Annotated in this window: 25 protein-coding genes, 1 tRNA gene and 1 pseudogene; 18 read left to right on the top strand and 9 right to left on the bottom strand. The window is 52.9% G+C overall.

Going from position 1 to position 24,521, the window contains the following annotated elements:
• Window positions 1-151: 151 nt before the first annotated feature.
• Window positions 152-574 carry an ArsR/SmtB family transcription factor gene (locus AC1XDK_RS21000; protein ID WP_483351928.1) on the bottom strand — a complete coding sequence of 141 codons (423 nt, stop codon included), beginning with the start codon at window positions 572-574 and terminating at the stop codon, window positions 152-154.
• Between the two features lie 101 nt (window positions 575-675).
• On the opposite strand from AC1XDK_RS21000, the gene AC1XDK_RS20995 reads away from it, so the two are divergent.
• Both AC1XDK_RS20995 and AC1XDK_RS20990 read left to right on the top strand, forming a co-directional pair.
• Complete coding sequence (locus AC1XDK_RS20995) at window positions 676-1,293, top strand: DUF7509 family protein (protein ID WP_483351927.1); 618 nt, start codon at window positions 676-678, stop codon at window positions 1,291-1,293.
• 716 nt (window positions 1,294-2,009) lie between these two features.
• Window positions 2,010-2,582, top strand: coding sequence for a CPBP family glutamic-type intramembrane protease (locus AC1XDK_RS20990; RefSeq protein ID WP_483351926.1), 573 nt, complete (start codon window positions 2,010-2,012; stop codon window positions 2,580-2,582).
• 130 nt (window positions 2,583-2,712) lie between these two features.
• Here AC1XDK_RS20990 and AC1XDK_RS20985 read toward each other — a convergent pair whose 3' ends face one another.
• Window positions 2,713-3,192, bottom strand: coding sequence for a hypothetical protein (locus AC1XDK_RS20985; RefSeq protein WP_483351925.1), 480 nt, complete (start codon window positions 3,190-3,192; stop codon window positions 2,713-2,715).
• 978 nt (window positions 3,193-4,170) lie between these two features.
• Here AC1XDK_RS20985 and AC1XDK_RS20980 point away from each other — a divergent pair.
• Both AC1XDK_RS20980 and AC1XDK_RS20975 read left to right on the top strand, forming a co-directional pair.
• Window positions 4,171-6,651 carry a type IV secretory system conjugative DNA transfer family protein gene (locus tag AC1XDK_RS20980; protein WP_483351924.1) on the top strand — a complete coding sequence of 827 codons (2,481 nt, stop codon included), beginning with the start codon at window positions 4,171-4,173 and terminating at the stop codon, window positions 6,649-6,651.
• 933 nt (window positions 6,652-7,584) lie between these two features.
• Entirely contained in the window at window positions 7,585-8,049 is a 465-nt protein-coding gene (locus AC1XDK_RS20975) for a hypothetical protein (protein ID WP_483351923.1), read from the top strand.
• Between the two features lie 364 nt (window positions 8,050-8,413).
• Here AC1XDK_RS20975 and AC1XDK_RS20970 read toward each other — a convergent pair whose 3' ends face one another.
• The 5 genes from AC1XDK_RS20970 to AC1XDK_RS20950 form a co-directional block, all read right to left on the bottom strand.
• Window positions 8,414-10,003: a hypothetical protein gene (locus tag AC1XDK_RS20970; RefSeq protein WP_483351922.1), complete on the bottom strand. Its 1,590-nt coding sequence runs from the start codon at window positions 10,001-10,003 to the stop codon at window positions 8,414-8,416.
• Between the two features lie 2,683 nt (window positions 10,004-12,686).
• Entirely contained in the window at window positions 12,687-12,881 is a 195-nt protein-coding gene (locus AC1XDK_RS20965; protein ID WP_483351921.1) for a hypothetical protein, read from the bottom strand.
• 738 nt (window positions 12,882-13,619) lie between these two features.
• A complete protein-coding gene (locus AC1XDK_RS20960) occupies window positions 13,620-14,048 on the bottom strand; it encodes a toxin-antitoxin system TumE family protein (protein WP_483351920.1) in 429 nt (142 codons plus the stop codon).
• Window positions 14,049-14,051: 3 nt separating this feature from the next.
• Window positions 14,052-14,579: a DUF7342 family protein gene (locus AC1XDK_RS20955; protein WP_483351919.1), complete on the bottom strand. Its 528-nt coding sequence runs from the start codon at window positions 14,577-14,579 to the stop codon at window positions 14,052-14,054.
• 86 nt (window positions 14,580-14,665) lie between these two features.
• On the bottom strand, window positions 14,666-15,052 hold the full coding sequence (locus AC1XDK_RS20950) for a SprT-like domain-containing protein (protein ID WP_483351930.1): 387 nt from the start codon (window positions 15,050-15,052) through the stop codon (window positions 14,666-14,668).
• 752 nt (window positions 15,053-15,804) lie between these two features.
• Between AC1XDK_RS20950 and AC1XDK_RS20945 the strand changes: the two genes are divergently transcribed.
• The 13 genes from AC1XDK_RS20945 to AC1XDK_RS20885 all read left to right on the top strand — a co-directional run bounded on the left by AC1XDK_RS20945 (window position 15,805) and on the right by AC1XDK_RS20885 (window position 23,169).
• Window positions 15,805-17,043 carry an RNA-guided endonuclease InsQ/TnpB family protein gene (locus AC1XDK_RS20945; RefSeq protein WP_483351664.1) on the top strand — a complete coding sequence of 413 codons (1,239 nt, stop codon included), beginning with the start codon at window positions 15,805-15,807 and terminating at the stop codon, window positions 17,041-17,043.
• A 300-nt stretch (window positions 17,044-17,343) separates the two neighbouring features.
• On the top strand, window positions 17,344-17,739 hold the full coding sequence (locus AC1XDK_RS20940) for a hypothetical protein (protein WP_483351918.1): 396 nt from the start codon (window positions 17,344-17,346) through the stop codon (window positions 17,737-17,739).
• The gene (locus AC1XDK_RS20935; protein ID WP_483351917.1) at window positions 17,729-19,261 is read left to right on the top strand and encodes a DNA cytosine methyltransferase; all 1,533 of its coding nucleotides are present in this window, start codon (window positions 17,729-17,731) and stop codon (window positions 19,259-19,261) included. The genes AC1XDK_RS20940 and AC1XDK_RS20935 overlap by 11 nt, the downstream gene beginning before the upstream one ends.
• A complete protein-coding gene (locus AC1XDK_RS20930; protein ID WP_483351916.1) occupies window positions 19,254-19,571 on the top strand; it encodes a hypothetical protein in 318 nt (105 codons plus the stop codon). The genes AC1XDK_RS20935 and AC1XDK_RS20930 overlap by 8 nt, the downstream gene beginning before the upstream one ends.
• A 322-nt stretch (window positions 19,572-19,893) precedes the next feature.
• Window positions 19,894-20,253: a hypothetical protein gene (locus tag AC1XDK_RS20925; protein ID WP_483351915.1), complete on the top strand. Its 360-nt coding sequence runs from the start codon at window positions 19,894-19,896 to the stop codon at window positions 20,251-20,253.
• Entirely contained in the window at window positions 20,243-20,524 is a 282-nt protein-coding gene (locus AC1XDK_RS20920; protein WP_483351914.1) for a hypothetical protein, read from the top strand. Before AC1XDK_RS20925 ends, AC1XDK_RS20920 begins: the two co-directional genes overlap by 11 nt.
• On the top strand, window positions 20,521-20,802 hold the full coding sequence (locus AC1XDK_RS20915) for a hypothetical protein (RefSeq protein ID WP_483351913.1): 282 nt from the start codon (window positions 20,521-20,523) through the stop codon (window positions 20,800-20,802). Before AC1XDK_RS20920 ends, AC1XDK_RS20915 begins: the two co-directional genes overlap by 4 nt.
• Window positions 20,799-21,434 carry a hypothetical protein gene (locus tag AC1XDK_RS20910; protein ID WP_483351912.1) on the top strand — a complete coding sequence of 212 codons (636 nt, stop codon included), beginning with the start codon at window positions 20,799-20,801 and terminating at the stop codon, window positions 21,432-21,434. The genes AC1XDK_RS20915 and AC1XDK_RS20910 overlap by 4 nt, the downstream gene beginning before the upstream one ends.
• A 68-nt stretch (window positions 21,435-21,502) precedes the next feature.
• Entirely contained in the window at window positions 21,503-21,868 is a 366-nt protein-coding gene (locus AC1XDK_RS20905) for a hypothetical protein (RefSeq protein ID WP_483351911.1), read from the top strand.
• Window positions 21,837-22,172 (top strand): hypothetical protein, encoded by a 336-nt coding sequence (locus AC1XDK_RS20900; protein WP_483351910.1) that lies wholly within the window; start codon window positions 21,837-21,839, stop codon window positions 22,170-22,172. Before AC1XDK_RS20905 ends, AC1XDK_RS20900 begins: the two co-directional genes overlap by 32 nt.
• Window positions 22,169-22,471, top strand: a complete 303-nt coding sequence (locus AC1XDK_RS20895) for a hypothetical protein (protein ID WP_483351909.1) — start codon at window positions 22,169-22,171, stop codon at window positions 22,469-22,471. The genes AC1XDK_RS20900 and AC1XDK_RS20895 overlap by 4 nt, the downstream gene beginning before the upstream one ends.
• A 103-nt stretch (window positions 22,472-22,574) precedes the next feature.
• A complete protein-coding gene (locus AC1XDK_RS20890; RefSeq protein ID WP_483351908.1) occupies window positions 22,575-22,982 on the top strand; it encodes a hypothetical protein in 408 nt (135 codons plus the stop codon).
• The gene (locus AC1XDK_RS20885; protein ID WP_483351907.1) at window positions 22,966-23,169 is read left to right on the top strand and encodes a hypothetical protein; all 204 of its coding nucleotides are present in this window, start codon (window positions 22,966-22,968) and stop codon (window positions 23,167-23,169) included. Before AC1XDK_RS20890 ends, AC1XDK_RS20885 begins: the two co-directional genes overlap by 17 nt.
• Window positions 23,170-23,754: 585 nt before the next feature.
• Here AC1XDK_RS20885 and AC1XDK_RS20880 read toward each other — a convergent pair.
• Window positions 23,755-23,827 (bottom strand) — tRNA-Pro (locus AC1XDK_RS20880).
• A 204-nt stretch (window positions 23,828-24,031) separates the two neighbouring features.
• On the opposite strand from AC1XDK_RS20880, the gene AC1XDK_RS20875 reads away from it, so the two are divergent.
• Window positions 24,032-24,253 carry a hypothetical protein gene (locus AC1XDK_RS20875; RefSeq protein WP_483351931.1) on the top strand — a complete coding sequence of 74 codons (222 nt, stop codon included), beginning with the start codon at window positions 24,032-24,034 and terminating at the stop codon, window positions 24,251-24,253.
• Here the strand turns inward: AC1XDK_RS20875 and AC1XDK_RS20870 are convergent.
• Window positions 24,254-24,364, bottom strand: a pseudogene (locus AC1XDK_RS20870) (hypothetical protein); the annotation flags it as partial. It abuts the gene before it with no gap.
• Window positions 24,365-24,521: the final 157 nt, after the last annotated feature.

Raw genomic sequence — 24,521 nt, 5'->3', positions numbered from 1 at the left:
CTCGACGGAAATATCGTCAAGATGGTCCATTAGAACACTCAACGTTATCCGGGCAGAAATTTCTAACGGCTACTATAGTCACGACGTGTAGTGACACGTGTGTTCGGGCGACATCAAACAAGACCAAGAGAGGTATGGGTGAGCTATCTGCTCAGGTAGACTCTTCGTCGTCCGTACTACTATCGTAGGCCTCATTGAAGTCCCATTCACGGCGGAGAAGTTCCTCAACACCATGTTCGAGAATGACCTCACCGAGGGCGGTTGCCCTGTAATAGGTATTGAGACCGCGACTGTCCCATTCGGTCCGAATACGCTTTTCGATGAGCCCAACATCCCGGAGCTTGTTGAGGTGGTAGTGGAGTGTACTGTCGTCGATATCCATTACCTCGTCAAGGTGTGTGGGAGACATTTCGCCGCTATGGACGAGTCGATAGACAATCTCGAACCGAGTTCGCTCGCCGATCGCAGCCTGCATTGCGAGGTACTCGTCGAGAGAAAGCACGCTTGTCTCTGGAAGAAGGTCGGCAGGATCTTCGGGTGCATCCTCGCCAGCGCGCGTGTTTTTCGCTGCCATCTTGGTGTAGACTACGGGAGGCCATGTCTTAGTCCTTGTCAAGCCGACATCTACTGAAAACACGCATCTTTATAGTAGATGCATGATTCGGTTCGAGTGTAATGGCGGAAATTATGCGGGACACCATTGCCAGCCGCCTTGGAACGGTCAAATACGACCGATTCCTTCTGTATCTAATGGGGCCATACAAATCATTCAATTTAAACTACGTTCTGAGTGATGACGAACTCAAACGGGTGGATGTTGCAGAACTCCCTGGACCGTTTCGCCGGTTGTTCCAGAACAAAGACACAGTCGACGAGGCGGAAGCACTCTTACGGCGAGTGCAAGGAGCGCTTCGGACGACTCCAGGCGTGAACGCATTCTTGGCAGTCGATCTCGATATCGACACAGATGAGATCGACGCGGTGACACAAAGTATCGAGTATTCACGGTGTGCCAATGCAACGGTGTTTGTTGTCCCGTTTCTCGGACACAACTTTGGAGTCGGTGAAGAAGCGGGCAGCGTCTTGGAGAATCTCGCAGGGAGTCACGGTGATAGAATCGTCTTTATTCATGAAGCGAACGTAACCAGCGAGATGATTCGGTCGGCACGTACACGATGGGATTTACGCGTCGAAATCTACGAGACGGAAGAAGAACTCACTGATAGGATCCGATTATTCGTCAGTACGATCATGAACCGCGAGCGATTCGGCGATTTAGAATTTCTCGAATGAACAGAGAGCTAGCCGAGAGATAGTGTAGGCTCAGCTCGTCCCACCCAGTTGTGTGGTCGCCAATCAAGTACTGGAGAGAGCATCCCAACCCAAACTGGGTGGGAATTAAAAGAGGCGGGCACTCAACTAGCGAGCCAATGTTCTCACGAGCAAACGAGCGTGAGAGTGGGAAGCAGCGAGAGCTCCGCTCTCGCCAGCCAAGCTCCGCAACGCAGTGAGAAGCAGCGAGGCACAGCCGGCGAGCGCGCGGGGTTTTCAAGGTCTGCAGTACCGAGTCGCCGTTTGCAACGACAACTCAACGAGCCGGGGACCGAACGGAGCTCGAGGCTGTAACCCATCTTAGTCCGTGCACGAACGAGAACACCCCGCATTCCGATGCAACTCTCGAAACACCGCTTACTCACTTAATATATCGCTAACCCACGATACAGGCCTAAATTCAAGCACTGTGAGAACACATCTAAACCATGTTGCAGTCCTTCCTCGACACGTTACTGGCTGGCGTTCGGGCAGGAAGCCTCTCTGTGATTGGTATAACGTGGGCACTCAGCACGGCATCTGCCTTCGTCGTACGAAGATTTCTCTTTCGCTGGGAGTGGAAACTTGCCGACCTGACCGGCATCGACATCTTCGGTGTACAGTCTGATGACCCCCCACCGACTCGCGCAGCACATACTCACCCCCCTGAACCATATACAACCGCGGACCTCCTGGACATGGAGTGGCGTGAGACGACGACCGCACACGAACACACTCGAAGAGTACTCAGGCACGTCGGCGTTGCACCCCCGCTCGAAGAAGCCCTGTTTCGTGCCGTACCACTGCTCATCGCCACCAGGCTCACCGGGCACGTTCTCGCAGTCATGCTCGTCGCGAATGCAGTGTGGGCGTATTTCCACGTCTTAGACGGACGTACTCGGCATCTGATTCCACACTTTATCATGGGGCTTCTGCCGGTCTATCTCTGGATCCACGGGCTGGGATTGCTCGCAGTTGCCGTCCATGCCGGACATAACCTCGTTCTCGAACTCATCCAAATTGGAGAGCACGTGAGAGAACGATACAGACCGGACACCTTCTCACCAGGCGAAGTGCACCAAGTTACTGTTCACTCCGAACCGCCAAACGAGTATGCGCTCCACACTGCCAAGACGGCTGACGGGCGAACACTCAAAGTCGCCGACGTTACCCCTGGTGAGATCTGTCGGGTCAGAGTTGCGGCCCAAAGCGGATTCACAGGGTACGCCTATCCGCTCGCGACTGACGTCGACGAGTCCAGAAGACAGTAACAATCCAAACAGCAGTCTTTCCACCGACCACCCATTTCTCAGCCGGACAGTTCACACCATCAGAATAGGAATTTAAGCATCCGGCGTGTGCGTCATCGAATGTCACACCGACTGCTGTACCGACCCAAAATCACCCATCCCAGTCCACAGCACACCCATGGCACGCGACGAAACTACCCCTGCCACTGCCCACGCATCGCCACACCTTGACGACGCCCTCACCACTGACCCACTCCCCGTTCCAGTCGAGATTGAACCAGCCGACCTCCCCACACCAGACCCACCCACGCCACGCACGTATCTTGAAATTCGACCCGCAGAAACCCAGCTCAATCCGACAGATGTCTCTCGGGCGATGGATTTGGTGTACTCTCTTGTAGAGAGTCGAACCAAGACGGGACTCCGACACACACTCTCGCGTTCGACACACATACCGCGCCTCGAGTGGTTGCTCGTCGCCGATGGCCGCCCGGATTCGAGCATTCGCTATCTCGCCGGCAGTACCGATGATGAGTTGCTCTCTGACCTCGAGGGGATTCTTCGAACCTGTTTTCCCCAGTCCTATGAGTTCAGCGAGGTCGAATTCCACCCGCGATATGTCGAAGACCATCTTCCACTCGCCCCCACACCGGATGATACTGGAGGACAAACAAATACAGAAACAGCGACTAAGACAGCACGTGAGACCACCACACGAGCGGTCAATGTGGACCTGACCCGACTCGCCACCCCGTACGTCGCAGGCGTCGAATACGAAGGCCATGCCACAATGCGCCAGGACTGGCAGATGCCACTCACGCCGCTTTATGAGCATGCCGATGGATCACAGACGGTTGGGAGAAGCCACACGACCACGCGACGGTCGGCATCGACTTCTCACACACACTCACGGATTCCATTGGCACCGCTCATCGAAACACTCAGCGATGCCGATGTCCCGACCATCTATCAGGTCGTCTGTCAGTTCCGTGGCAACGAACACACGGCCGCCGACGTCTACTGTACGGATCTCGAGTATGGAACCGTCACTATCGGCGATCGGATCTGGGGAGAACTATTTCCCAGTGACAAAGGTGATGACTATGATCCACCACAAAGATATCAGGATCGACTACAGGCAATCAGCGACCGCGATTTGCGACGAACGTTTATCGTTTCGGCACGCGCTGTTGCACTCTCACGTCACACACCGGATGAGGCCGACCGGGTCGCCCAACGCCTCGAAAGTGTACTCGGCCATCTGAGTGGGACAGAACACACGATTACGGGCCGGGTTGGGACCGACAGCACGGGCCGGACGTTCGGTGAGACACCAGCGGGGACACAGATATATGATGACCTCTGTGCGCGCACAGTCCATGCGGCCACCTACGAAACGGCAAAAAGTGCACTCCCGTTCACGAGCAATACAAGTCTTGGTCTCATCGTCACCCCTGCCGAACTCTCGGGTTTCTGTCTTGTCGACGGAAGTGCACTCACCCCAAGTGGCAAACGCGCACTCGCGCCTCGACACACAGAACGGACAGGCCTCGTCCTCCCGTCACCACAACAGTTGGTCCGATATGTCCCGCCCGGGCAGGCGATCGGCATGCCACTTACCCACGATCGCCAGCCGTACGGCCAGCCACTCTGTATTCGACCTGCCGATCAGCGCCGCCATCAGTTCGTCGTTGGCGATACGGGCAGTGGAAAAAGTATCCTGTTGATGACGGCCGCACTGACGAATTTGGTCGCGACCGAGGGTCCCGATATTCTCTTCTTTCATAAAGCAGGGACGGCAATGGAGTTCCTCCAGACCTATCAGGGCACCTATGGCCACCTGGACGACGACCGGAAGATTCGGTATTTCGATCTGACGGAGGTCCTGCCCGCCCTCTCGTTTTTCGATATTCGACCGCTTCTCGATGCAGGCATCCCACGCGAAGAAGCCCGCTCGCGTAAAGCAGGCCATTATGAAGAAATACTGGCCGGCGTTATGGGCACCGAACAGTACAATCGCGCACCCGAATCACGAAAGGTTATTCGCAACACGATTCGGGCATTGTTCGACCCGGTTCACGGTGATGATGCATTCTCGCATGCCACGCTGTATGACACACTTCAGGCCCTCGAACGCGGAGAGTCACCACCCCAGGTTGCCGATGAAACGCTCGCACGCTACTTTACGGGCCTCGGTGAGCGCGAGCCCGACATGGTCCGAAATATTATGGGTGGAGCGACAGCTCGTGTCGAGACGGTTGCCACTGATGGCCGACTTGCACCGCTATTCGATCATGTTGGCGACCACGAGCAGCCAGTGGATGGCGAGAACACGGATGACCAGCCTACTGAGACGAAGAGCCGCGAAAATCACGACCCGAACTTCGACTTTGCGGAGTTGAGTAATGAAGATGCGCTCATCGTTTTCGATTTCGGTGGGATGGAAGCCGAGATCAAGCGTGCGCTCACACTCGTCGTGCTCTCGAATCTCTGGACGGCACTCAACGCTCGTGCCGAAAATTCACAGACGCCTGGGAACCCACCGCAAGTAAACTGCTATTTCGACGAAGCTGCTGACGTGGCTGACACGAAACTGATGGATACGTTGTTGTCACAGGGACGTTCGTTCGGTTTGTCTCTCGCGCTTGGTGTACAATTCCCCGCCCAACTCGACTCACCCGATCCGGCCAGTAACACGTATGAAGAGGCACTCAACGAGATCGCTACACTTGTCATTGGCAATGTCTCGCTTGCGAACGAACTCGCAGAAGCGTTAGCCACACCTGACATGCCTCCTCACGCACTCAAGCGTCGGCTTGCTGCGATGCCGAGCGGTGAGTGGCTTGTCCGGCCGGGGTCGGGTTTCGATACCCCGACGGTACGCCCGTTTCTCGTGAAATCGCTGCCAGCCTTGCCAGGCCATCCTGCGAGTGCCCACCCTTTGTCAGACACGGACGAGCTCCTGTTCCGGGCGGCGTTCGAACGAATTACCACCCAGACTGCACTAGAGGCAGGACTCAGAGTAGCACACATCCCGACGAGCGAAGGGGCACAAACGAAAGCGGATGCAGACACGGATGGAAAAAGCGAGACTGACGAATCGGTCGCACAATCAGATATTCGGCTTGATACGCTTCTGCCGCACACAACGCGTCTGCCCACGTCGGTAGCATATGAGGAGGAGACACACGCCTTGCGATGCATCCGCTGTGAGAATCGGTATGACCCATCGATCGAGGGCATGCGTCGTGCCATCGAATGTTGTCACATGCTGGACGCGGTAGATCGTGATGACATCCCCATCTGTGAGTTCAACCTCAAGTTGGCACCCGAGGAAATCGAAGCATCAGAATGGTCAGGTAGACAGTTGTTGTTTCTCCAAGCGGTGTACAACGCTCAGCAATTACGGTATGACCCATTGGAATACGATCTTCTTACGGACTCGATGCTCCGTCTGCAGGAGTACGTTGGCATCAACTCCGAGGCGGTGCAGGAGTTGCTCGAAACTGATCTTCTCCGCCACGATACTGACCACCCACATCGACTGTACACGGTGACAGCTGATGGACGAACGATGATTGGTGAGAGTTATCGCCAGGGTGTCGATTATGGGCATGGACGAGGTGATCTTGATGAATCCAGTGAGCACGTCTTTGCGGTCGAAGTGCTGCGCCAATATCTCGATCACGAATATGCACAGCACGTGGAATCCGCTGTTGTGGATGTTGTTCCCTACTATGAAATCGACGAGCAACGACGTCTCGACGTTGCGGGGTTAGATGAGACTGATGAAATCGTTGTTGCTGGCGAAGCAGAACGCATCAATCACGATGTCGGGCGGGCCGTGCCCGATGATTTCGATAAGATGGCAGACTGTGATGTCGAGGAGGCGATCTGGGTCGTTCCCAAACAGGCTGATGGGCACAGGGTGCTTGCGGCGTTGAACGAACCGTTGGAAGGCAAGCCGCGTGTAGAAAAGACATATGCGAAAACGACGCCACCACAACAGTTCAGGATTGATACGCCGGGATTAACCGCGGTGTATCCGGCAGGGTGGTTACGAGATCAACTCTCCGATCGAGATTCATAATCGCTCGTGGACGTCCAGACCGGCCGAAAATCGATTTTACTGTCGAAGCGTCGTTTGCTTGGTGTTCATAATCGGTATTACTCTCCGCAAGGGAGGTCATACAAAAAGATGGAGTGGCAACTAGGATGAAAACACACGCGAGAGACAGAGGGGCTTCGTCAGCAGGACGTGCCATGTGGTCGATCACCGTACAGTCTTCCGGTTCGGTTTCTCGACTGACGACCGGGTTCATGATTTCATAGCTGGGCAAAACCACCAGGCGGAACCCGATTATGAAGATTCTATTCGAGAACACACGTTGGATTTTTCACCTTTCTCTCCCTGCAGGACCTGGCCATCCTGCTCACGACCGCTGCATTCGATTGTTTCCGGCTGTTTCATCTATGTTCCCTTCCGAGTCGACACTGGTTCCTAGCTCCATTCAACTCCCTTCTCATCACATATATTGCGGTGAGTGAGGCCAATTATGAACTCCCGTCAAGGCTGTTTAGATGATATAGAAACTCCATAATCGGTTCTCGTGTTCCGGTTTCTATTATGGACGGAAGAAAACGACCTTCTCTCCGCTTTCACTAATTGATCGATGACCACCCAGCTAAAAAATCCAGTGGCGGCGCGAATCAACGAGCGCACCTTTGCATCTTGACATTTCCAAATCTGGACTGTCCGTTATCGACTAACACAATAGACGTTGGTAGTATCACAGCCTGTGAGATTATCATCCTAAACCACCTCCCACCAGCCCACACTGCAGTTATAGCGGAGGTAGGTGCGGATGTCTGAAACCAGTGCGCTCGCTATTACAACCACGAACAAGTGGTCAGTTACGGACCTTTCTGAACAAATCGAGCACTCACCGACCACATCACCGAATTAGAAGACCATCGATAAAACCAACGTACCCGCACCTCGGTCTCTCGGATCATCAACAACATGCGTGAGTACACCAGCGAGGACGGCAATAGCGTGGACGCCACCTCACTGAACATCGTCGCCGAAGCCGCCACCGTCGGTGAAGAACTACACGATAGCCTCCAACGCAGTACCGAAAACGCCAGCCTGCTCGATTTCTCAGCCAAACGCCCCACGAACGCGGGTATCCACGAGAAATATCTCTGTGTCCTCGGTCGAGCCGAGGAGAAAGCTTGCGAGACGGGATCCCAGACTGTCTTCCGAAACTACCGTGAGGTGGCCACACACTACGGCTGTGCGTACAAGACGGATGGCTACCGCGTGATGGAAGAGATGGCAGATCGCGTTCCTGGAGTGGCGTATGTCGATGGACATCTCGCCAACCCAGCGATTGATGCGACGACGAAAATCGAAGAAAAGAGCATTCGCATCGAGTGGAACCATCCTGACCTTCGTAGATGGGTCCGCGCACATCGGGAGGGCTGATTGCAATCGTATCATACGGGGGGTTCGCCGAACCCTCCGTGCGACACGCCACATAGGCCACAGGGACGAAATTTCCACTCACGCCACCACTGTACGCAACGGACGACTACTGTCAAGTGCGGTCTGTTCTGCGGTTTGTCTGCGGTTGGACGGGAGAGCGTAGTCGCACTCCTTCGTTCTTACAACGATGTAATTCCTGCATGAGCAACCACCGGTATTCGACGCTATCAGGGTGTCACAAGAGGCACTTGTCGAGATTTCCTCTGCTTACTCGTTTCTCTCCTTGGAGGAAAAGACACATATCTGAAACGAATCTCCAACGTTCACGTCCCTTTCGAAGTTTTGATGAACGCCATACCGACACTCACACGGAGTCTTCGAAGACAGCGTATCCGACACGTTCGGTGGTGTGATTCGTCTCGGTGTCAGCGCTTTGTTCTTCTTCTATTTTCACCTCGACACCGGTGCTCGTGAGATTCCGATAACGGAGATTTGCCGTATCGGGACCGTTGAACGTTTGCATGCCGGCGACAAATCGAGGTGTGTCGTACTGTTGACGGAAGGTGATACGAGACCATTCATCCGTAACTGTCGATTCGGCTCGCTGTATCTCGAACGGTGTATTATCGATCTCCCCTGTGGTTTGCTGGAGTGCGATGTATCCTACTGTTTCAGTATTGTGGAATCCGTTATCACTACTGGCTTCCTCCTCTTGGACGCACACATCGAACGACCCATTCGAGACGTCCCGTATCCGGGTGACGATCGGATCTGGTCCATTAAATGTCTGTACCTGTGCGAGCACGATCGGTGTCTCCGTGCCAAAGAAATCGTCTAGTGAAACGCTAACAAAATCATTCTGGACGGGTACTTCTCCGGCTTTCACCCGATAAGAGGTACCATTGTCGAGTTGTATCTCGCGTTCGCCCGATCCCATGGCGAGAGTGTGGAACATCTCACTGGTATGCAAGCCATCGAGATATTCCCATTCTTCGAGTTTGTACTCGAAGGCGCCATCGACATTCCGAAGGCGGGTGTGACACGGTTGGGTGCCGTCGAACGAGAGTGGCTTTGCGATAACGACGTCGTCCGGTCGTGCGACCGAATCGGCCTGCTGCCACTGATTTCTGCTCTCCTGGTTGCTGGAGAGAGTGTTTGTTATTAGTGTTGCTCCCTCGAAGACGGCGTACCCGACTCGTTCGTTCGTGTGATTCGTCTCGGTGTCGGTACTTTGTTCTTCTTCCACTTTGACCTCCACGCCGGTGCTCGTGAGATTCCGATAACGGAGATTTGCCGTATCGGGACCATTGAACGTTTGCATGTTAGCGATGAATTGCGGTTTCGTATATTGGTGGTCAAACGTGAGTCGTGTCCAGTTCTGGTTGACCGTTGTGTCGGTCTGTCGGACCTCGAACGGCGTACCGGAGAGTGTCCCCGTGGCTTGCTGGAGCGCAATGTAGCCAACCGTTTCAGGCACGTGCGATCCCGCGGCTTCCTCTTCTTGGACGCGCACATCGAACGACCCATTCGAGACGTTCCGTAACCGGGTCACGATCGGATCGGATCCGTCGAACGTCTGGGCTTGTGCCAACACAACTGGTGTCTCCGACCCAAAGAAATCGTCAAGCGATACAGAGTCGAAGTTCTGGTCAACCTCGACTGTTCCTGCTTTCACTCGGTACGAAGATCCATCGCCCAGTTGTGACTCTTGTTCACCTGGTTTCGTAGCGAGTGTATTGAACGTCTCGCTGGTGTGCGAGCCATCGAGATATGTCCATTCTTCGAGTTTGTACTCGAACGTGCCATCGACATTCCGAAGGCGGGTGTGACACGGTTGGGTGCCATTGAACGACAGCGGCTTTGCGATAGCGATGTTAGTCGGTTGCCCGACCGAATCAGCCTGCTTCCATTGATCTTCGTTTCCTTGTTCTCCACTAGTAATTGTGTCCGTCATTAGAATCCCCTCAGTGCCAGGATTATACACCTCCCCATCGACCGTCCAGGTCGCTAGCCCATCTGATTCCGTCGAGACAATGCCACCAGTTACATAAAAGGCAAACACCTTCCCAGCCGGAACTGTCCCAGTAGCAACTTCCGAATTCGGCGGCCGAGTTGGTTCACCGTCTGGCCCCCACCCTGTGGCAATCGTTGCACCCTCATTGCCCGCTGGTAGGACGTACTCTCCCGCCGTAATTTCGTAGAACGATGGTGAGTTATTACTCGTATTATCGATACGGACGAGTTGTGCATTCTCCATTGGTATCTCTCCGAGTGGCGGTGGACTTGGCAATGGTGGCGTTGTATTCGGTGGTGTGGGATTACCATTAATGGTCATCTGATCTTCGATATAACTCGAGTTCGTCTGTGGGCCACTCCCACCTAACACACCGGATACTTGTCCCCATTCATCTGGTTCCTGTCCGATGTAGATCGCGTATTCCGAATCGTGGTCGTTGGTGACCTGCACGTCTTGGAGTCGCAAATATTCGAGATTCGCCGGCGTGCCGTCGTACATCGTTGCATCATATGTGTAGATCGCATCGTGATTTTTTGTTGAATCGTAACTGATCCGAGTCCGTCGAATATCGATGCGCTGGCACGGCGCTGGTGCTGTAATCGGCCCTCCGCAGCTGCTGTTTGGATAGCGGTGATAGAAGTCGCAATCTATGATAGAAATCGTACCATCATAGCTGTTGACGCCTGATGAGTTCGCCGGAACGTTCGCCTCGACGTTCACACCACGTTGGAGCGACCCACCCGACCACGCTTGTGTCGGATGTTGTGCGTCTTTAATCGAGACACAGTTTTGAACGTCGGTATTGCCACCGAGGCGCATTCCGTTCTGAGAATTTCGAACGAAGCTGTTCAAAATTCTCATTTCCCCTTCGGGTTTTTTTGCGTAAATGGTGTTTTCTCCCCAGTGTTCGAACCAACAGCGGTTGAATATCAGTGTCCCCTCCCCGGATTCAACGAGGATCGCCCGGCGATTGCTCGCTTCGTCGGGTTCGCACGACCCCTCGTGGAAGTAACAGTCTTGGAGAAGTCCGCGCGTTCCGTCTGCCGCTGACAATCGGAAATACGTACGTGCATCGCCCGAATCGTTTGACCCAATATTAGTGTCAGTCTCTGCTCGGACATACCCACGGGTGATGAGTCTCCTCAGTTCCCAGTCCCCAGAATTAGAATTCATCCGGACAAACGGTGGAACTGCTGTGTTCCGCATGTCGAGTTCGAAGCCATCCAATACGAACCCGCGTGCGTAGACGTCAATCCACGGCAGGTTGTCGCCTGATTGTCCAGGAACGAGGCGTGCACCGTTCGGAGCGATTAGTTCGAGTCTGTCAGTTCCTGATTGGACAATGAGGTCGTTAAGTTTGTAGGTTCCTGGCGGAAAGATGATTGTCGTATCACTGCCGACCAAGTTTTCGAGAACGCCATCGATGGTGCTCCCTCCGGTATCGTCCGCTCCTTGTTCGACGATGTCGTAGGTCGGCATTCACATCTCTCCCTTCGACAAATTCTTGCAGTTGACTTGATCATTCGAGTGTCCACTGATTTTTCCAGTATTTTCTGATTGCCTGCCACCGAGAATTGGTTCGCTTTCTCTCTGGGTGCTCGTGCCATCAACATATTTTCTCCGAGTAATGGTTTTACTCATAACCATATCCCAATAATAACCCTCATAATGATTGTTATGATGGGCCTGAAAGCAAGCAATGATGTTTTGCCGGAAGAAATCACACCCTAACGAAGTATTCTAAGAAATACCTTTGTCTCCCTGGTTGAGCCGAGAAGAAAGTCCGCAAAACTGGCTCGCGAGCCGTATTTTTGAGCTATGGAGAGATACCACATACTACAGCTGTGGGTACTAAATGGACGGCTATCGCGTGATGGAAGAAATAACAGATTACATTCGTGGGGAAGACGTACTTCGATGGACGACCTGCCAATCCAGTCGTTGACTCGACGATGAAGACCTGTGCTAAGCTGGTCGCCGTATTAATTGTTCCTCATTTCACTCCCTGTTGGTAATCCCGCTCGCGGATAGTTGGTTCGATAGTATTGAATACTGTCCAGAACTCGAAGAGCACACAGATTAAGGATTTCTCCAAGGAGAAACGCGGTTTTGATGGTGTTGCCAGACGCAAAGTGTATGAGTCACACCTAGTAAAACAGAGATGTATCCGAGGGGAGTTTCAGTACAGTTAAGATATTGTCTTGGAATGGTTACTATATGGCCTCAAACGGAGGACAAAATCCCTTTGAAGCTTGTCCACACTGTGGAACTCCAGTTGTGCATCTTGCGGCCCATCGCTGTCGTGATGATGGTCCTCGAACTCAACCCACCCGAAAAGAACGCTTAGAACGCATTCGAGATGATGATCGCCCCGATGATGATAAAGTATTGATCGTCCCGAAACGGAACAAATCTGGGAATTCGTATTCCTATCATGAATACGAAAATGGCTCGCCTATGTGCGGTGGCTCCGGTGGAACACCCACCGAAGATTACATCCAAATAACTCGCTGCGAGGCAAAACGACGTGCCCGGTCACCGTGTATGAGTTGTCTAAAATCGACAGCCTCCGGCGCCTAAAGGCGCGGGAATCCACGCTCCAGTGCGAGGTGAATGTCAATTAGTGATTGTTGTTGATGGTTCCATCCAATTCTTTTTCTGGTATTGCATGAATCGAAGACTCCCCGCTTATCTCTCGGTTTTTTCGGGTAGCGAGTTGTTCGGCTCGGCTGGCTGATAATCCATGCAGAACGATTTCGATGTCCTCTAGTTCTGTGGCAACCACCACTGCATATTGTTTTGACTCTTGGTGCATATCCCTCTCCTTCCCTCGTTGTTTGTGCAATGATGTCATGAGTTTTGCTAACTATGACCGTGTTAGTCCTTCGATACAACTAGCACTTCTATCGTGAGGATTAAAAAGGTTATTATAATTCCAACGTTTGATTTGAGAATATTAGATGAACGAATAATAACTGTGGAGATGAGATCTTAACTTACTTATTCTACGAAAACACCAGCTACCTAGGCATGGGAAGAGGTTTACTCTGCACCCGAGATTAATTGCCTGGCACTGGTGAAACCATTTGGGACATAGTTGCTCGACTGACGAGGAGTTTGTGGACAACGCGGTCAGAACGATGATACAGGACGTTTTCGAGTGATATTCTTGTCTGCTTTCTATTGAATGGTACTCGTCGTCAGGATAGCTACGGGTTTGTTAGTATCTGCTACTAACCAACGCACGTTATCACTCCGAACAATAGCGATAGCAAGGACTCAGACAGCAATCTGTCGTCTGCGAAAATCTTCCTCGTATCTATTGCTTATCGCGAGAACTACTTAAACGAGAATTGGTTAGTGGCCGTCGGCCTCCTCGACACGGAGTGGCCCACCGCACGCATTACAGCAGTACTGCTCCGGGTTCCGGACAATCGAACTCGTCGATGGAGACGGTTTACTGGTGGCTTACGGGGTTCGCTTGGTTCTCGTTGATGACTTCAACGATTCCATGGGCATGGATATTGAAGAAATTGATCTACTGGAGAACCCCTCACTCGTGGTCGTTCCAGACTTCACCAATTCGGTCGTCCACGCGCTCGAGAATGGAATCTATGACGGCGACAAACTCGGTCGGAAAGTCTCGGTCAACAGCGTCTTCGGTACGTGCCTTCGGTGGTTGATGAAAGTGATCTCGGGAATTATGGGGATTGTCGTGCCGATCCCACCGACACATCCATGCCGTGCCGCCTCGGTCCTCCCGATAGGTCAAATTGAAATCACCATTCGTGTAGACACGGATCTCGAATACAACTTGTTGAATTGTGCCAGGAAAGTACTGGAGATCAAACCACACTACGACCGATTCCGGACGCTCATGCGGAAAGACAGAGACAGATTCAACGAGTGAGAGCGTACCCAATCGACGAGCAATGTGACGTAACAGTGTCTCATCGAGTGTTTTCTCGGTATCGTCACACATCAATTAGGCGGACGCTTGTGTGGTGTTGTCGTGATTCTGTCGTGCCTGTTCGAGGTCTTCGATTCGCCGTCGAATGGTTTTCCACTCTTGTAACTCCGACCAGACATCTTCGACATCAGCATAGGCTACATGATCGAGTGCATCCACGTCATCGGGCCCTTCGGCATCGTATTTGTCGCGGTAGCGCCGCTCTTTTTCGATCTCTGTTTTCAATCGCTGTTCGAGTTCCTCCATCGGGAATCCACGCAGCCGATGAATCCGTCTCCATTGGAAGTAATCTTCGTCACGGACGAATTCATCTGGAGCCTCGTTGGTTTGCGTTAGCATCCCGATTTCCGTGAACCACTGCAGATAGTCCCGAGCGGTTTCCTTCGAGACATTGGCTCTCTCGGCAATCTCGGCAACTCGTGTTGGCTCATACAGCTGCAGGGCAGTGGTATACACCCGATCTCGTGTAGATTCGTTTTCCCACGTTTCGGTCCATTCCTCGGCGAGACTTGGCGGCGTGGATGGGGTGTCGTCTGGAGTCATATCTTATTCTTTGAGCTGCTACAGCATATATCTTTCCTGCGCTTAAAATATTGAGTGGCGAATGCGGGTTATCGATTTTCGTGATGTTACTGACCGTCGCCCCTCTCAACGCGAATTGCACCGCCGCACTTGGAGCAACTGTACTGCTCCGGGTTGCGAACCGTCTTCGAGCGCCGATACCGCGGAATCCGACCGCCGCAATCCTCACAGACAAGCCACCACTTTGGTGTGATGAAGCGTTCGCAGTATTGTGAGGTATCGAGATCGTCTGTCCAGCGGGTGAACGTTCTCCCGTGATCCGCGTCGCCGAACTCGTGGTACTGCCAGGCGTGAATGCGTTCATGCCGGACTGTTTCGCTGAATTGCTCTTTCTCGTATTGTTCGTCGGCCGTCCAGGTCAGCACAATTGTAATCGCCTCTGTTGTCGGGTCGTACTTCGCAACCTCTGCCTGTCGTTGGGCTCGGTGTGAAATTTCCTAATTGGTCGCTTCGACCGGCAGGTCAGTGAAATGCTCGATAACGACGTCGATGAGTCCGAAAGATCACCGCAGCATTACCCGATCGATAGGAGGTGGAATCAAGACTGTAAAGAGCTGTGGTCGGCGAAACCCACTGGGATTTTCTTATCATCTGAGAGTAATCCGAGATCGGCAAAGAGTGGAATATCAATGTGATATAATCGAGCCCGAACCCGTATTTTGTGACAGTCTCTAATTGGCATTGTTCAGTACTAGCTATCTCTCTCATCATTGCTTCCGTAAGCTCGGAGAGGGATAATGAGCCGTGATCTCGCACCTTCGCAAGGAGAACCCGGCGGTGGTAAGGGGTTACAGCGGCTTCAATATGGTTTGCCATGAGTTCTCTCGTCTGGGTAGGGACTCAGGAGTGATATCGAACAAGCCGAACAGTGTTGGTACTTTCAAAAGTACGGTTGAACACGGGTGGTACGTATGGGGGATGTGCCACGGTAGCGAACCTGGATGTGAATTGGTCGGCCTGTGCGCGGTTCTGTACCGTCTTGTCAGCTTCAACTGACCGGTAGCGCGGAGTCCCCTTCCTCAAGGAGCAAGCGAAGCGAGCGAGTAGGGAGGGAAGGAGCGCGTTGCGAAGCTGGGTATTTGGACCAACCCACACCGATGGAATTCGGAAAACCGATGGGTTGCAGGGGGATTGCCGACCGACACCCAACCATTAAATATATGTACCCGAAGTCCTTCTTTGAATTATGGAAGTGCGTCGAACAGCCGTCGTGAAACTCGCCGTTTCCGACGAGCAATGCGACGCACTCCAATCCACCAGAGAACAGTTCCTTTGGTGTGCAAACCGTGCCTCTGAGTTCTGTTGGGACAATACCGACTACGACGACTGCGTGACCAACAAGCGACAGGCACAGAGCGCGCTGTACGACGAGCTTCGCGCCGAGACCGACTTGACAGCAAACCTCGTCATACTGGCGATCTACCGTGCCGTCGAAGCCGTGAAAGGGTGCGTCGAACGATGGAAGAAACGCCAGCGCGTTTCACAACCGGAGTTCACATCATGGTTTATGGACTTCGACAAACGGTCTTCGACCATCCACCGAAGCCAGGCGTCACTATCCACGGTAGCGGGACGTGTCGTCTGCGAGTACGTGTTTCCCTCGGACAGCCCGACACCCTACGAACAGTTCGTCCTGAACGACGAGTACGAGCTTCGGCAGGGAACACTGCACCGCGACGAAGCAACGGGCGACTTTTCCCTGCACATCACGACCCGGCGGTACGACAGCGAGAACACCGACGATTCAGCAGATACGGAGCACCAAACGGTCCTCGGTATCGATCTCGGTGTGAACTCACTCGCTACAAGTTCGACTGGGACGTTCTGGCAGGGCGACGACTACGACCACTGGATCGACGAGTTCGAGAAACGCCGTGCGAAGATGCAACAACGCGGAACGCAAGCCGCACACAATGCACTTCTTCGGCTCGGAAAACGCGAACGAGCCTGGCGGAAACAGTACATTCACACCGTGGCGAACGACGTAGTTCGAGAAGCTGTCGAGAACAACTGCGACGTAATCGTGTTCGAAGACTTAACCGACATCCGCGATCGCCTACCGCACGCCGAGTGGCACCACATTTGGGCCTTCCGGCGGCTCTACGAGTACGTCGAGTACAAGGCCCCGGAACGTGGTGTCTCGGTCGAGCAGGTCGAACCCAACCACACCTCACAACGCTGTTCGAAGTGCGGGTTCACCGCGAAAGCAAACCGTTCTGGCACCGAGTTTTCTTGCCGGAAGTGCGGCTACGCGGTGAACGCGGACTACAACGGCGCGAAGAACATCGGGCTACGATACGCCCGCCAGCAGTATCACAGACTCCGTTCGGGGCAAAAGTCCCTGGATGGAGATGCACCAGTAGACGTGCGTATAAATCGTGGGACGATGACCGACGACGGACCGCAGGCCTTAGCCTCGGACTGATCGCCGGGAGTCTACATGAAAGCCCCTTCCTCAGGGAGCGAGCGGGGTATCCCGTGAGCGAGCAGGGAGGGGTAGTTTACTGAGTACAATCGAGAGGTTCGAAAATAACGGAACAGGGTGGCCGTTGGTTGATTGTTTTTGATCTGATTGCTCCCCGATCACATCTGGATCGATATCTTTTTCACCATGCCCAGCCAAGCATGGCTGTAGCACGATGGACGGACCTACAGAACCACAGACAGAGATCAGTAAGGGAAATCAACCAGTGATGTGGGGTCAAAGAGATGACGGTGTTCTAAGATGACGGGGTTCTACACACTCCGCGAAAAGAGCCCTAGCGATCTCACGATTGACAAGCCACCCATTTTGGAACACATTTCCGTTGGGAATGCAGTCGAGATCAGTCTCGAAAATGGTGACACACGCCCTGGGTTCGTTAATATGACTCATTACGACTTGGGTGCGACTCTCGGGAACCAGTACCTCAAGATCAAGATGTGGTTAGAACTCCCCGAGGATGGTCTCGTTGAGCACCGAATCATTGTGGACTTCGATAACGACGAAGATCGATGGGAGGATCCAATCCTTGAGCAGCGATCAGATAAAGAAGTGATCGAATGCGGTCCTATCGACTCTATCGAAGTGATCGGTGAGCACTTTGGTGAATTCGAGGTGGTGGATAGCAATGACGAATGAGAAGCAGAAACAAAATTCCGATAGCGACCCAATCGTCGCTGTCGATTTGTTCTGTGGCGGGGGAGGACTTTCGACGGCGCTTGCAGAAGCCTGTGAAGAGCTTGATCGAGAAGTCGAGCTGATAGCAGTCAATCACTGGACCAAGGCCATCGAAACACACCAGTACAACCACCCGTGGGCCACCCACCTTAACGCCAAGATCGAAGAACTTCACCCGCCCGATGTTGTCGAGCCGGGGACTGTGGATATACTGATCGCCGCGCCCGAGTGCACGCACTTTAGTACCGCACGCGGTGGGAAGCCCGTAAGCGAACAAGCCCGAGCCAGCCCGATGCACGTGTTGGATTGGGTTGGTAAGCTTCAGCCAGATACGATTCTCTTGGAGAACGTGCCCGAATTCCGCTCTTGGGGGCCGATCGTCGATGGAAAACCAACCCGAGATGGGACCAAATTCGATGCCTGGAAAGCCCAGCTGGAAGCAGACCGCTACAGTGTTCAGCACACGGTGTTGAATGCGGCAAACTATGGCGATGCAACGTCACGACGTCGGTTCTTCGTGATGGCACGTCGGAACTACCAACCCGAATTCCCAGAGCCAACTCACACTGAGCATGGCTCAAACGACACCGATCAGTGGAGGTCGGCTGCTGAGATCATCGATTGGTCGGAGCCTGGAAAATCGGTCTGGACACGAAGCAGACCACTCGTCAACAACACGATGCAGCGTATTGCGGAAGGGATCCGCCAACACTGTAGCGATCCTCTCTCGAATTATGCTGACGCTGTTTCGTCGCTGACGAAAGCAGATGTGAAGGAAATGCAGGAAGATGTCGTTTCGATTGCAGACATCGAACAGGCAGTATCTGAACGAGACAAACCCTTCCTCGTCAAGGGGCCTGCTGCTGTCCCGGATGAAAGCGCCGACGTTTCGCCTCATTCCGTTCCTATGGTGATGGGCCAGCAGTCACAAGCACGGGCTCTCGACGCTACTGACAGTCCTGTGCCGACGATTGCAACCCGTGGTGCTGTTCAGCGGATCCACGCGGATGCATTTGTCCTGCCTCGGAATGGTGCCTATGGTGGGTTGCACACAAACGCAACGTACCACCCAGAAGACCGTCCTCTCCACACGGTGACCGCAAAGAACCACGATGGACATCTGCTCTCACCGTTCTTGGTGGAGTACTACGGCAACTCCGATGCACAGTCGGTCGAAGAGCCACTTCCGACGGTAACGACCAAGGGTCGGCATGCACTGTGTATCCCGGATCTCTATCCGTGGGGACTTGACCTTCGATACCGAATGTTGCAGCCGCGTGAGCTTGCAGCAGCACAAGGATTCCCGTCGGATTATGAATTCATCGGGAACAAGACCGAGACTACCAAGCAGATCGGGAACGCGGTCCCTGTCAATCTGGGCAAGTCGCTCGTGAAAGAACTGCTGCTACCGACGAACCAGCCGACGATGTCGTCGTATGAAGAACCAACAATCGTGGCAGATGGAGGAGAAGCCGATGACTGAAATGGACACGCAGAAGCAGAAGGCAGACACTCCGGATCCGTATCAGAAGTTGTGCCAAGCAATGGAGCCGGGGTTGCTGATCACGGTGAATTGCTCGGATCCCTCTATCACGGGGATCGACGAAATGGAGGTTCTTGGTGTAAACCACGACACGGGGAAACTTCGACTAGAACATCACAACGGAAGACGGTTCATCATCAAGCACGATGATCGAGAGTACGGAACCGCAATCATCGAAATCAGCGAGACAGAGTTTACACCAGTTCACGATCCAGTAACGACAATCGAGGTGATCGGAATTGACCGGTGAGGATCGCACACAGTCACGGCTACTTTCAATGTGGAAACTCTCCGTAGCAGTCTTCGTGGCGTACAAGTTCGGCCAATTCGTACAGACCATTCGGCTGATCCGAATGCCAATTGACGAGTACCATACCCGCCGAATGGACATCGAAGAGTTGCTTGTGGAACTTCAGGACACGCTCGATGAGCTAGATCGACACTGACAGCGGTCTTTTCCTCCCCTCTCCTCCCTTCCCCCTGTGACGATCAACACCACCATCGTCGCTGTATATCTATGCAATACTGATCGGTATCTTTTTGCCCATGCCTAACTAAGCATGGTATGTTGTATGGACGGATCCACAGAACCACAACATCAGGATGGAGTATCAAAAGAGCGTATCCCGCGAGAAACTGACGGATTCAGTGCGGCACTATCGGAATCTGAGTTCGAGAACCTACAGCAATCGCCGTTTGTGACGGTTACGGACCACACGGGGATGGGTCCGATGAGTGAGTACGACGTCTTCGCGTCGTTCCGATTCCGTGGTGCCGACGAACTTCACGACGAGGTTCAGAAGCGGTTAAAACGGTACGACGAGTGGGCTTGCGACGAGTGCGGGGAACGTATGACGACGGCTACAAATGCAGCAACTGGAAAAGGCCGATGTGACCGATGCATTTTCGGGGAGGATTACGATGACTGCTGAAGACACGGAAGCAACTGAATACGAAGACTGGAAGAGTAACATCAGATCAGAATTAGAGGCGTTCGAAGGCAACGGACCGCCATCCGCCGAGGAGCTGTGGTATTCCGCACAGTATGATGCAAACTCCGCGGCGTCGTGGATTCAAGATATGCCCTGTACCGAAGAGGAGATTAAAACCGTGAAGGGAGACGTACTCAAGGCACTCGTGGCGCTGGAAATGGCGGAAGAACGTCTCGACGACGATACACGGGAGTTGGGTGATTTCTCGTGAAGTCTTCGAAGGAAACTGAACTCGAACTCTCCGAGAGCGAACAGGCCGCGCTCGACGACGGCGCTCTTACACTGGATACCATCCGTGAAGCGCGTTACTGGTCCTCCGAAGGCGAGCGCATCCGGGAGAAGATGGCACCGCTTCTGGCCCACGTGGACAAGCAGGACGATATGCGACTCTGCCAGCACGGGTCAACTACTAAACAGTCGGGTGTTCACGAAGTGAGACTACGGTTCGAAGTCGAAGGAGAGCCATACGAACAGGATGGGAATAGATGACGCTCTACAGACTTCTGGTCAATCAGGTGGCCATGCTCAATCACGTCCGTGGTGGTGTCGATGGGACTGTTCAAAGTAATGGATCCGTTGAGCTTGATGAGAGCGACCATCAGTTTCGTCTCCTCGACGATTCGAACTTCGGCAATCCAGACAACCTCGACGTGAACGAAGATGTCGTCGTCGACGTGTGTCGAGGGAAGTGGGTTGTTTGCCAGACGAAGGCCGAAAAGCGGGCGAAAGTCCACGAGAAGGCGCGGGAAGAACACCGGAAGCGAAAGAAGCGAGCACGGGAGAAAGATCGGAATCGGCGACAGGCTGAGGACTTTTGGGACCGATACGAGATCCCATTTGACTACGATGTCGCCATCAAAGGGCGTCGGTCAGGGTTATTGCGTTCGAGCTCGGGTAATGGACGTGCAAAGAACACTGTGAACCATCTCTTCATTCTCGAAGGGTTCTCAGACGGGAGGCTTTCCCGGCCGTCAGAGGTCTATCTGTGCAGTAATGAGGCGAAGTTCCGATTCACCGATGGAGAGCGGTACAAAGACAGTGAAGGCAATGAGTACATGCCAGAGGTCACGTGCAAAAGCTGCCAAAATCTGATGGAGCGGTGGCTGGCGATAGACGACTGATCGCAAGAGCAGTTTCAACAGCGGTATCTTTTTCATCATGCCCAGCTAAGCATGGGGTGCGAACAACGATGGACACACTGACTACTGAAGTGATCAACCCAGAGAGTATCGACGATGCCAACAACTACGAGCATGTGTTCGAAGTTCATGGTGAAAAAGAGATTCATTCCCTGAAATCCGGTCGAAGTAAGGCACCGGACATTGACGAGGTTGCAGAGATCCTCGAAATCCCAGAAGACAAACTTTCGTGGGTGGTTACTCACGACAAAGCAGATACGATTGGAAAACCTGCTGCAGCAGTGCCTTGCGTAGATTGTGGTGGGCAGGTATGGACAACGAAACGTCATGCTGAAGAAGTTCTCGAGGAGGAGTGGCGGTACTTCCGATGTGGTGGCTGTGTTGATGAGCCAGAAGGAGAAGAGGGGGAGAACTGAGATGCGGAAGCACTACTATCTCATCGTTGATCACCCAGATGGTGAACTTGAGGGGAGAGTCGAGATCCTCAATAAGCGTCGTGATCCGTCCAGTAAGAACAATCGTACGACAGTCCACATGCGGGATTTAGATACTAACGAAACGTGGTCTTACGATTCCGTTAGTATGGGATACGTCGATTATGACGATCAGGAAGAATACGAAGCGCAGTGTGCGGATGATGCTAACGAAAAGCTTGCTGAAATCGATGATCAGCACATGGTTGATGCTGGAATAAATCCCGAAGAAATACGAGCACAATGAGTAGAAAGATAAGCCTCCCAGAAGATTGGCCCGTCGATCGCCAGCCAGAAACGCTTGAATCGAAATTGGGTCCGTTCGATGATCATGCCGATTGGCAGCGCAAGATAGCTCAAGAACGAGAGCAGCGTCTCCAAGATGGGGGGTACCGATTCGTCACCCGTGTCGAGATGGTCGCGTCGTTCGTCCGAGATCACGATCTCCCGATAGAAGAGGCAATCGAGTGTCTCGAATATGAGATACGAAAGTACCAGATGAAAGACGCCGAGATACAGGACCCAGATGAGTCAGACTCACAGTGATGTAATTCAGGAGCTTGCCGATGGGTGGGGGCTTCCATTCAGTCTTGTTCGCACCATTTCCCCCACACGGGGGGTGTATCAAGACCTTCACCCGTTGGCTATTATGGCGGGTAAAGAACCGGAACGGATTGGCGAGAAGTGTGGGATGTGCAACGGGACACTCCAAGAGAATGTCTGTGATTCGTTCCGGTCGTTGTTAGAAGGTCACTTCAATCGAGAGATAATCGATGAATATAGGGTTCTGAAATGCCCTCAATGTGATTCACCTATTGAATCAAGGGAAATGGTAGAAGAGATGGTTGATATGCCAGATCCAGTGGTTGATATGAGCGAACCCACTCCGTCAAAAGAAGAGACGCAAGCTAAAACGAGATATGACCCGTGTGGTTGTCTCTTTTCCATGGGAGAGGAGAAAATCAAACAGGGAATTGACCGTGAGAGGTTAGACGCTGATATCAAAAAGGGACGATTCAGTGCATACGGGGGGACAACCAGTGAGCTGCGAGGATAACGCGATACGAGCAGCAAAAGAGAAGTATGTATCGGGGGATTGGAGCGAAGAGAAGTTAGTGGCAGCTGTCGAAGACGCTCTTTTGTTGGATTTGACGGAGGGGCGGTGGAGAGATTGGTGCGAGAAGCACGATGTGGATACTCTCGAATACCTGCCGTCTCTTGAGGGTTCCAAGATAAGGGTGTAATCGCCAAGAGGCGTGCTAATTTTGCGGTAAATTTATGTCTAGTGATGGAGTAGATGTACATGGTGCAGTGGGGCACCGAGACGGAACAGTAAGCTCCGATGTTCGACTCACAATGCACAGACGACGTGTAGCGGGTCAAGTGCAAAGTCGTCAGGACGGAAAAGTCGAAGATGAATCGCGTATTAGGGGCCTGCCAGTCGTGTGTTGCTGTTTAGTGCAACAGACGATGTCCCGAAACGAACAACATTGAGACGAAGTACGTCACTGCCGAGGGAGTGCTGATGAACGCTTCACGTGTTCGTGGGTGCGGCGTCACATGGTCTCGTCGACGGTGGCGTCGTTAGAGCAGAACATCAGGCCAAGACCCTGTCAGGGGAAACTGGACCTCAAAGGACGTCGAAACGCCGTCTTTTCCATTTTCACATTCAGTAGTGACTTCTGTGGAGTAGGAACGGCAGTGAAGAAGGAGCGCATCCTCCTAAACTGCACGGGAGTCAAGATGTATGCGACGCAGGAGTATCACTGGTGAGATATCCTGCAATTTATCGATGAGAGTCCATCGATAAAAATCTATGGACGTTTGCATGGGCGAGAATGGATTTGAACCATTGTCACGTCGATCCAAACGACGAAGGATCCCAGACTACCCCACTCGCCCTCTCGATAGCAGTTGTGAGGGGATGCTAGCCCAAGGATGGGTATGTTCGAGCTATCTTCCCCGGAACTAGCCGGGTCTGTTTGCTTGGCAGAGAGCCTATCTCTGCATTATACGCTGATTCGACCGGGTTTAAGAAGACGTTGGTGATGTGGGTGATCGGGTCCGCGCTTCTTTGACGGAGGTGCCTCAGTTTAGTATAGCGGTATGTGGTTTATCAGGCCTGTATTGGCCATCCAGATAGATATGATACAGTCAAGACAAGGGGTGTTGATAGAGGAAGGTGGGTTTCGGGTGTCTTTCCCGGGGTTTGTGCTTCTAGAGATGGTCTTCGCCGAGGTCGGTGATCTCGTAAAGGCCCCGGTGCAGCTTTTCGACGAGCTGGAATCGGCGGAGTTGTTTGAGGTTTTCGGAGATGTAGGGTTGTGATTTGTCCAATTGTTTGGCGAGATATCCTGGAGTGCAGCGTCCTTCACTGAGTTCGGTTAAGATATCGTGTTCTATTTCGTCTAGTTCTATTGGAACTTGTGCAAGTGGCATCGTGTCTCTAGTAGTATATCGAGCCTGGTGACTAGTATAGTTTTCTACTCGTAAACTACATTTTGACGCATATATTTCGTTTGTAGTTCGTAGCTAATGAGTCGTTAGATTTTTAAGCTCACGCCTTGTATGGGGTATTATGGAGGACTCCGACTCT

It is taken from the genome of Haladaptatus sp. HS23 (assembly GCF_056892285.1).
This window is presented reverse-complemented; position numbering and strand designations above follow the sequence as displayed.

Coding starts and splice junctions, on each gene's coding strand:
- AC1XDK_RS21000 (WP_483351928.1), bottom strand. CDS start 574: ATGGCAGCGAAAAACACGCGCGCTGGCGAGGATGCACCCGAAGATCCT.
- AC1XDK_RS20995 (WP_483351927.1), top strand. CDS start 676: ATGGCGGAAATTATGCGGGACACCATTGCCAGCCGCCTTGGAACGGTC.
- AC1XDK_RS20990 (WP_483351926.1), top strand. CDS start 2,010: ATGGAGTGGCGTGAGACGACGACCGCACACGAACACACTCGAAGAGTA.
- AC1XDK_RS20985 (WP_483351925.1), bottom strand. CDS start 3,192: ATGGTCTTCGACATATCGCGGGTGGAATTCGACCTCGCTGAACTCATA.
- AC1XDK_RS20980 (WP_483351924.1), top strand. CDS start 4,171: ATGCCACTTACCCACGATCGCCAGCCGTACGGCCAGCCACTCTGTATT.
- AC1XDK_RS20975 (WP_483351923.1), top strand. CDS start 7,585: ATGCGTGAGTACACCAGCGAGGACGGCAATAGCGTGGACGCCACCTCA.
- AC1XDK_RS20970 (WP_483351922.1), bottom strand. CDS start 10,003: ATGACGGACACAATTACTAGTGGAGAACAAGGAAACGAAGATCAATGG.
- AC1XDK_RS20965 (WP_483351921.1), bottom strand. CDS start 12,881: ATGCACCAAGAGTCAAAACAATATGCAGTGGTGGTTGCCACAGAACTA.
- AC1XDK_RS20960 (WP_483351920.1), bottom strand. CDS start 14,048: ATGTGTGACGATACCGAGAAAACACTCGATGAGACACTGTTACGTCAC.
- AC1XDK_RS20955 (WP_483351919.1), bottom strand. CDS start 14,579: ATGACTCCAGACGACACCCCATCCACGCCGCCAAGTCTCGCCGAGGAA.
- AC1XDK_RS20945 (WP_483351664.1), top strand. CDS start 15,805: ATGGAAGTGCGTCGAACAGCCGTCGTGAAACTCGCCGTTTCCGACGAG.
- AC1XDK_RS20940 (WP_483351918.1), top strand. CDS start 17,344: ATGACGGGGTTCTACACACTCCGCGAAAAGAGCCCTAGCGATCTCACG.
- AC1XDK_RS20935 (WP_483351917.1), top strand. CDS start 17,729: ATGACGAATGAGAAGCAGAAACAAAATTCCGATAGCGACCCAATCGTC.
- AC1XDK_RS20930 (WP_483351916.1), top strand. CDS start 19,254: ATGACTGAAATGGACACGCAGAAGCAGAAGGCAGACACTCCGGATCCG.
- AC1XDK_RS20925 (WP_483351915.1), top strand. CDS start 19,894: ATGGACGGATCCACAGAACCACAACATCAGGATGGAGTATCAAAAGAG.
- AC1XDK_RS20920 (WP_483351914.1), top strand. CDS start 20,243: ATGACTGCTGAAGACACGGAAGCAACTGAATACGAAGACTGGAAGAGT.
- AC1XDK_RS20910 (WP_483351912.1), top strand. CDS start 20,799: ATGACGCTCTACAGACTTCTGGTCAATCAGGTGGCCATGCTCAATCAC.
- AC1XDK_RS20905 (WP_483351911.1), top strand. CDS start 21,503: ATGGACACACTGACTACTGAAGTGATCAACCCAGAGAGTATCGACGAT.
- AC1XDK_RS20900 (WP_483351910.1), top strand. CDS start 21,837: ATGAGCCAGAAGGAGAAGAGGGGGAGAACTGAGATGCGGAAGCACTAC.
- AC1XDK_RS20895 (WP_483351909.1), top strand. CDS start 22,169: ATGAGTAGAAAGATAAGCCTCCCAGAAGATTGGCCCGTCGATCGCCAG.
- AC1XDK_RS20890 (WP_483351908.1), top strand. CDS start 22,575: ATGGCGGGTAAAGAACCGGAACGGATTGGCGAGAAGTGTGGGATGTGC.
- AC1XDK_RS20875 (WP_483351931.1), top strand. CDS start 24,032: ATGTGGTTTATCAGGCCTGTATTGGCCATCCAGATAGATATGATACAG.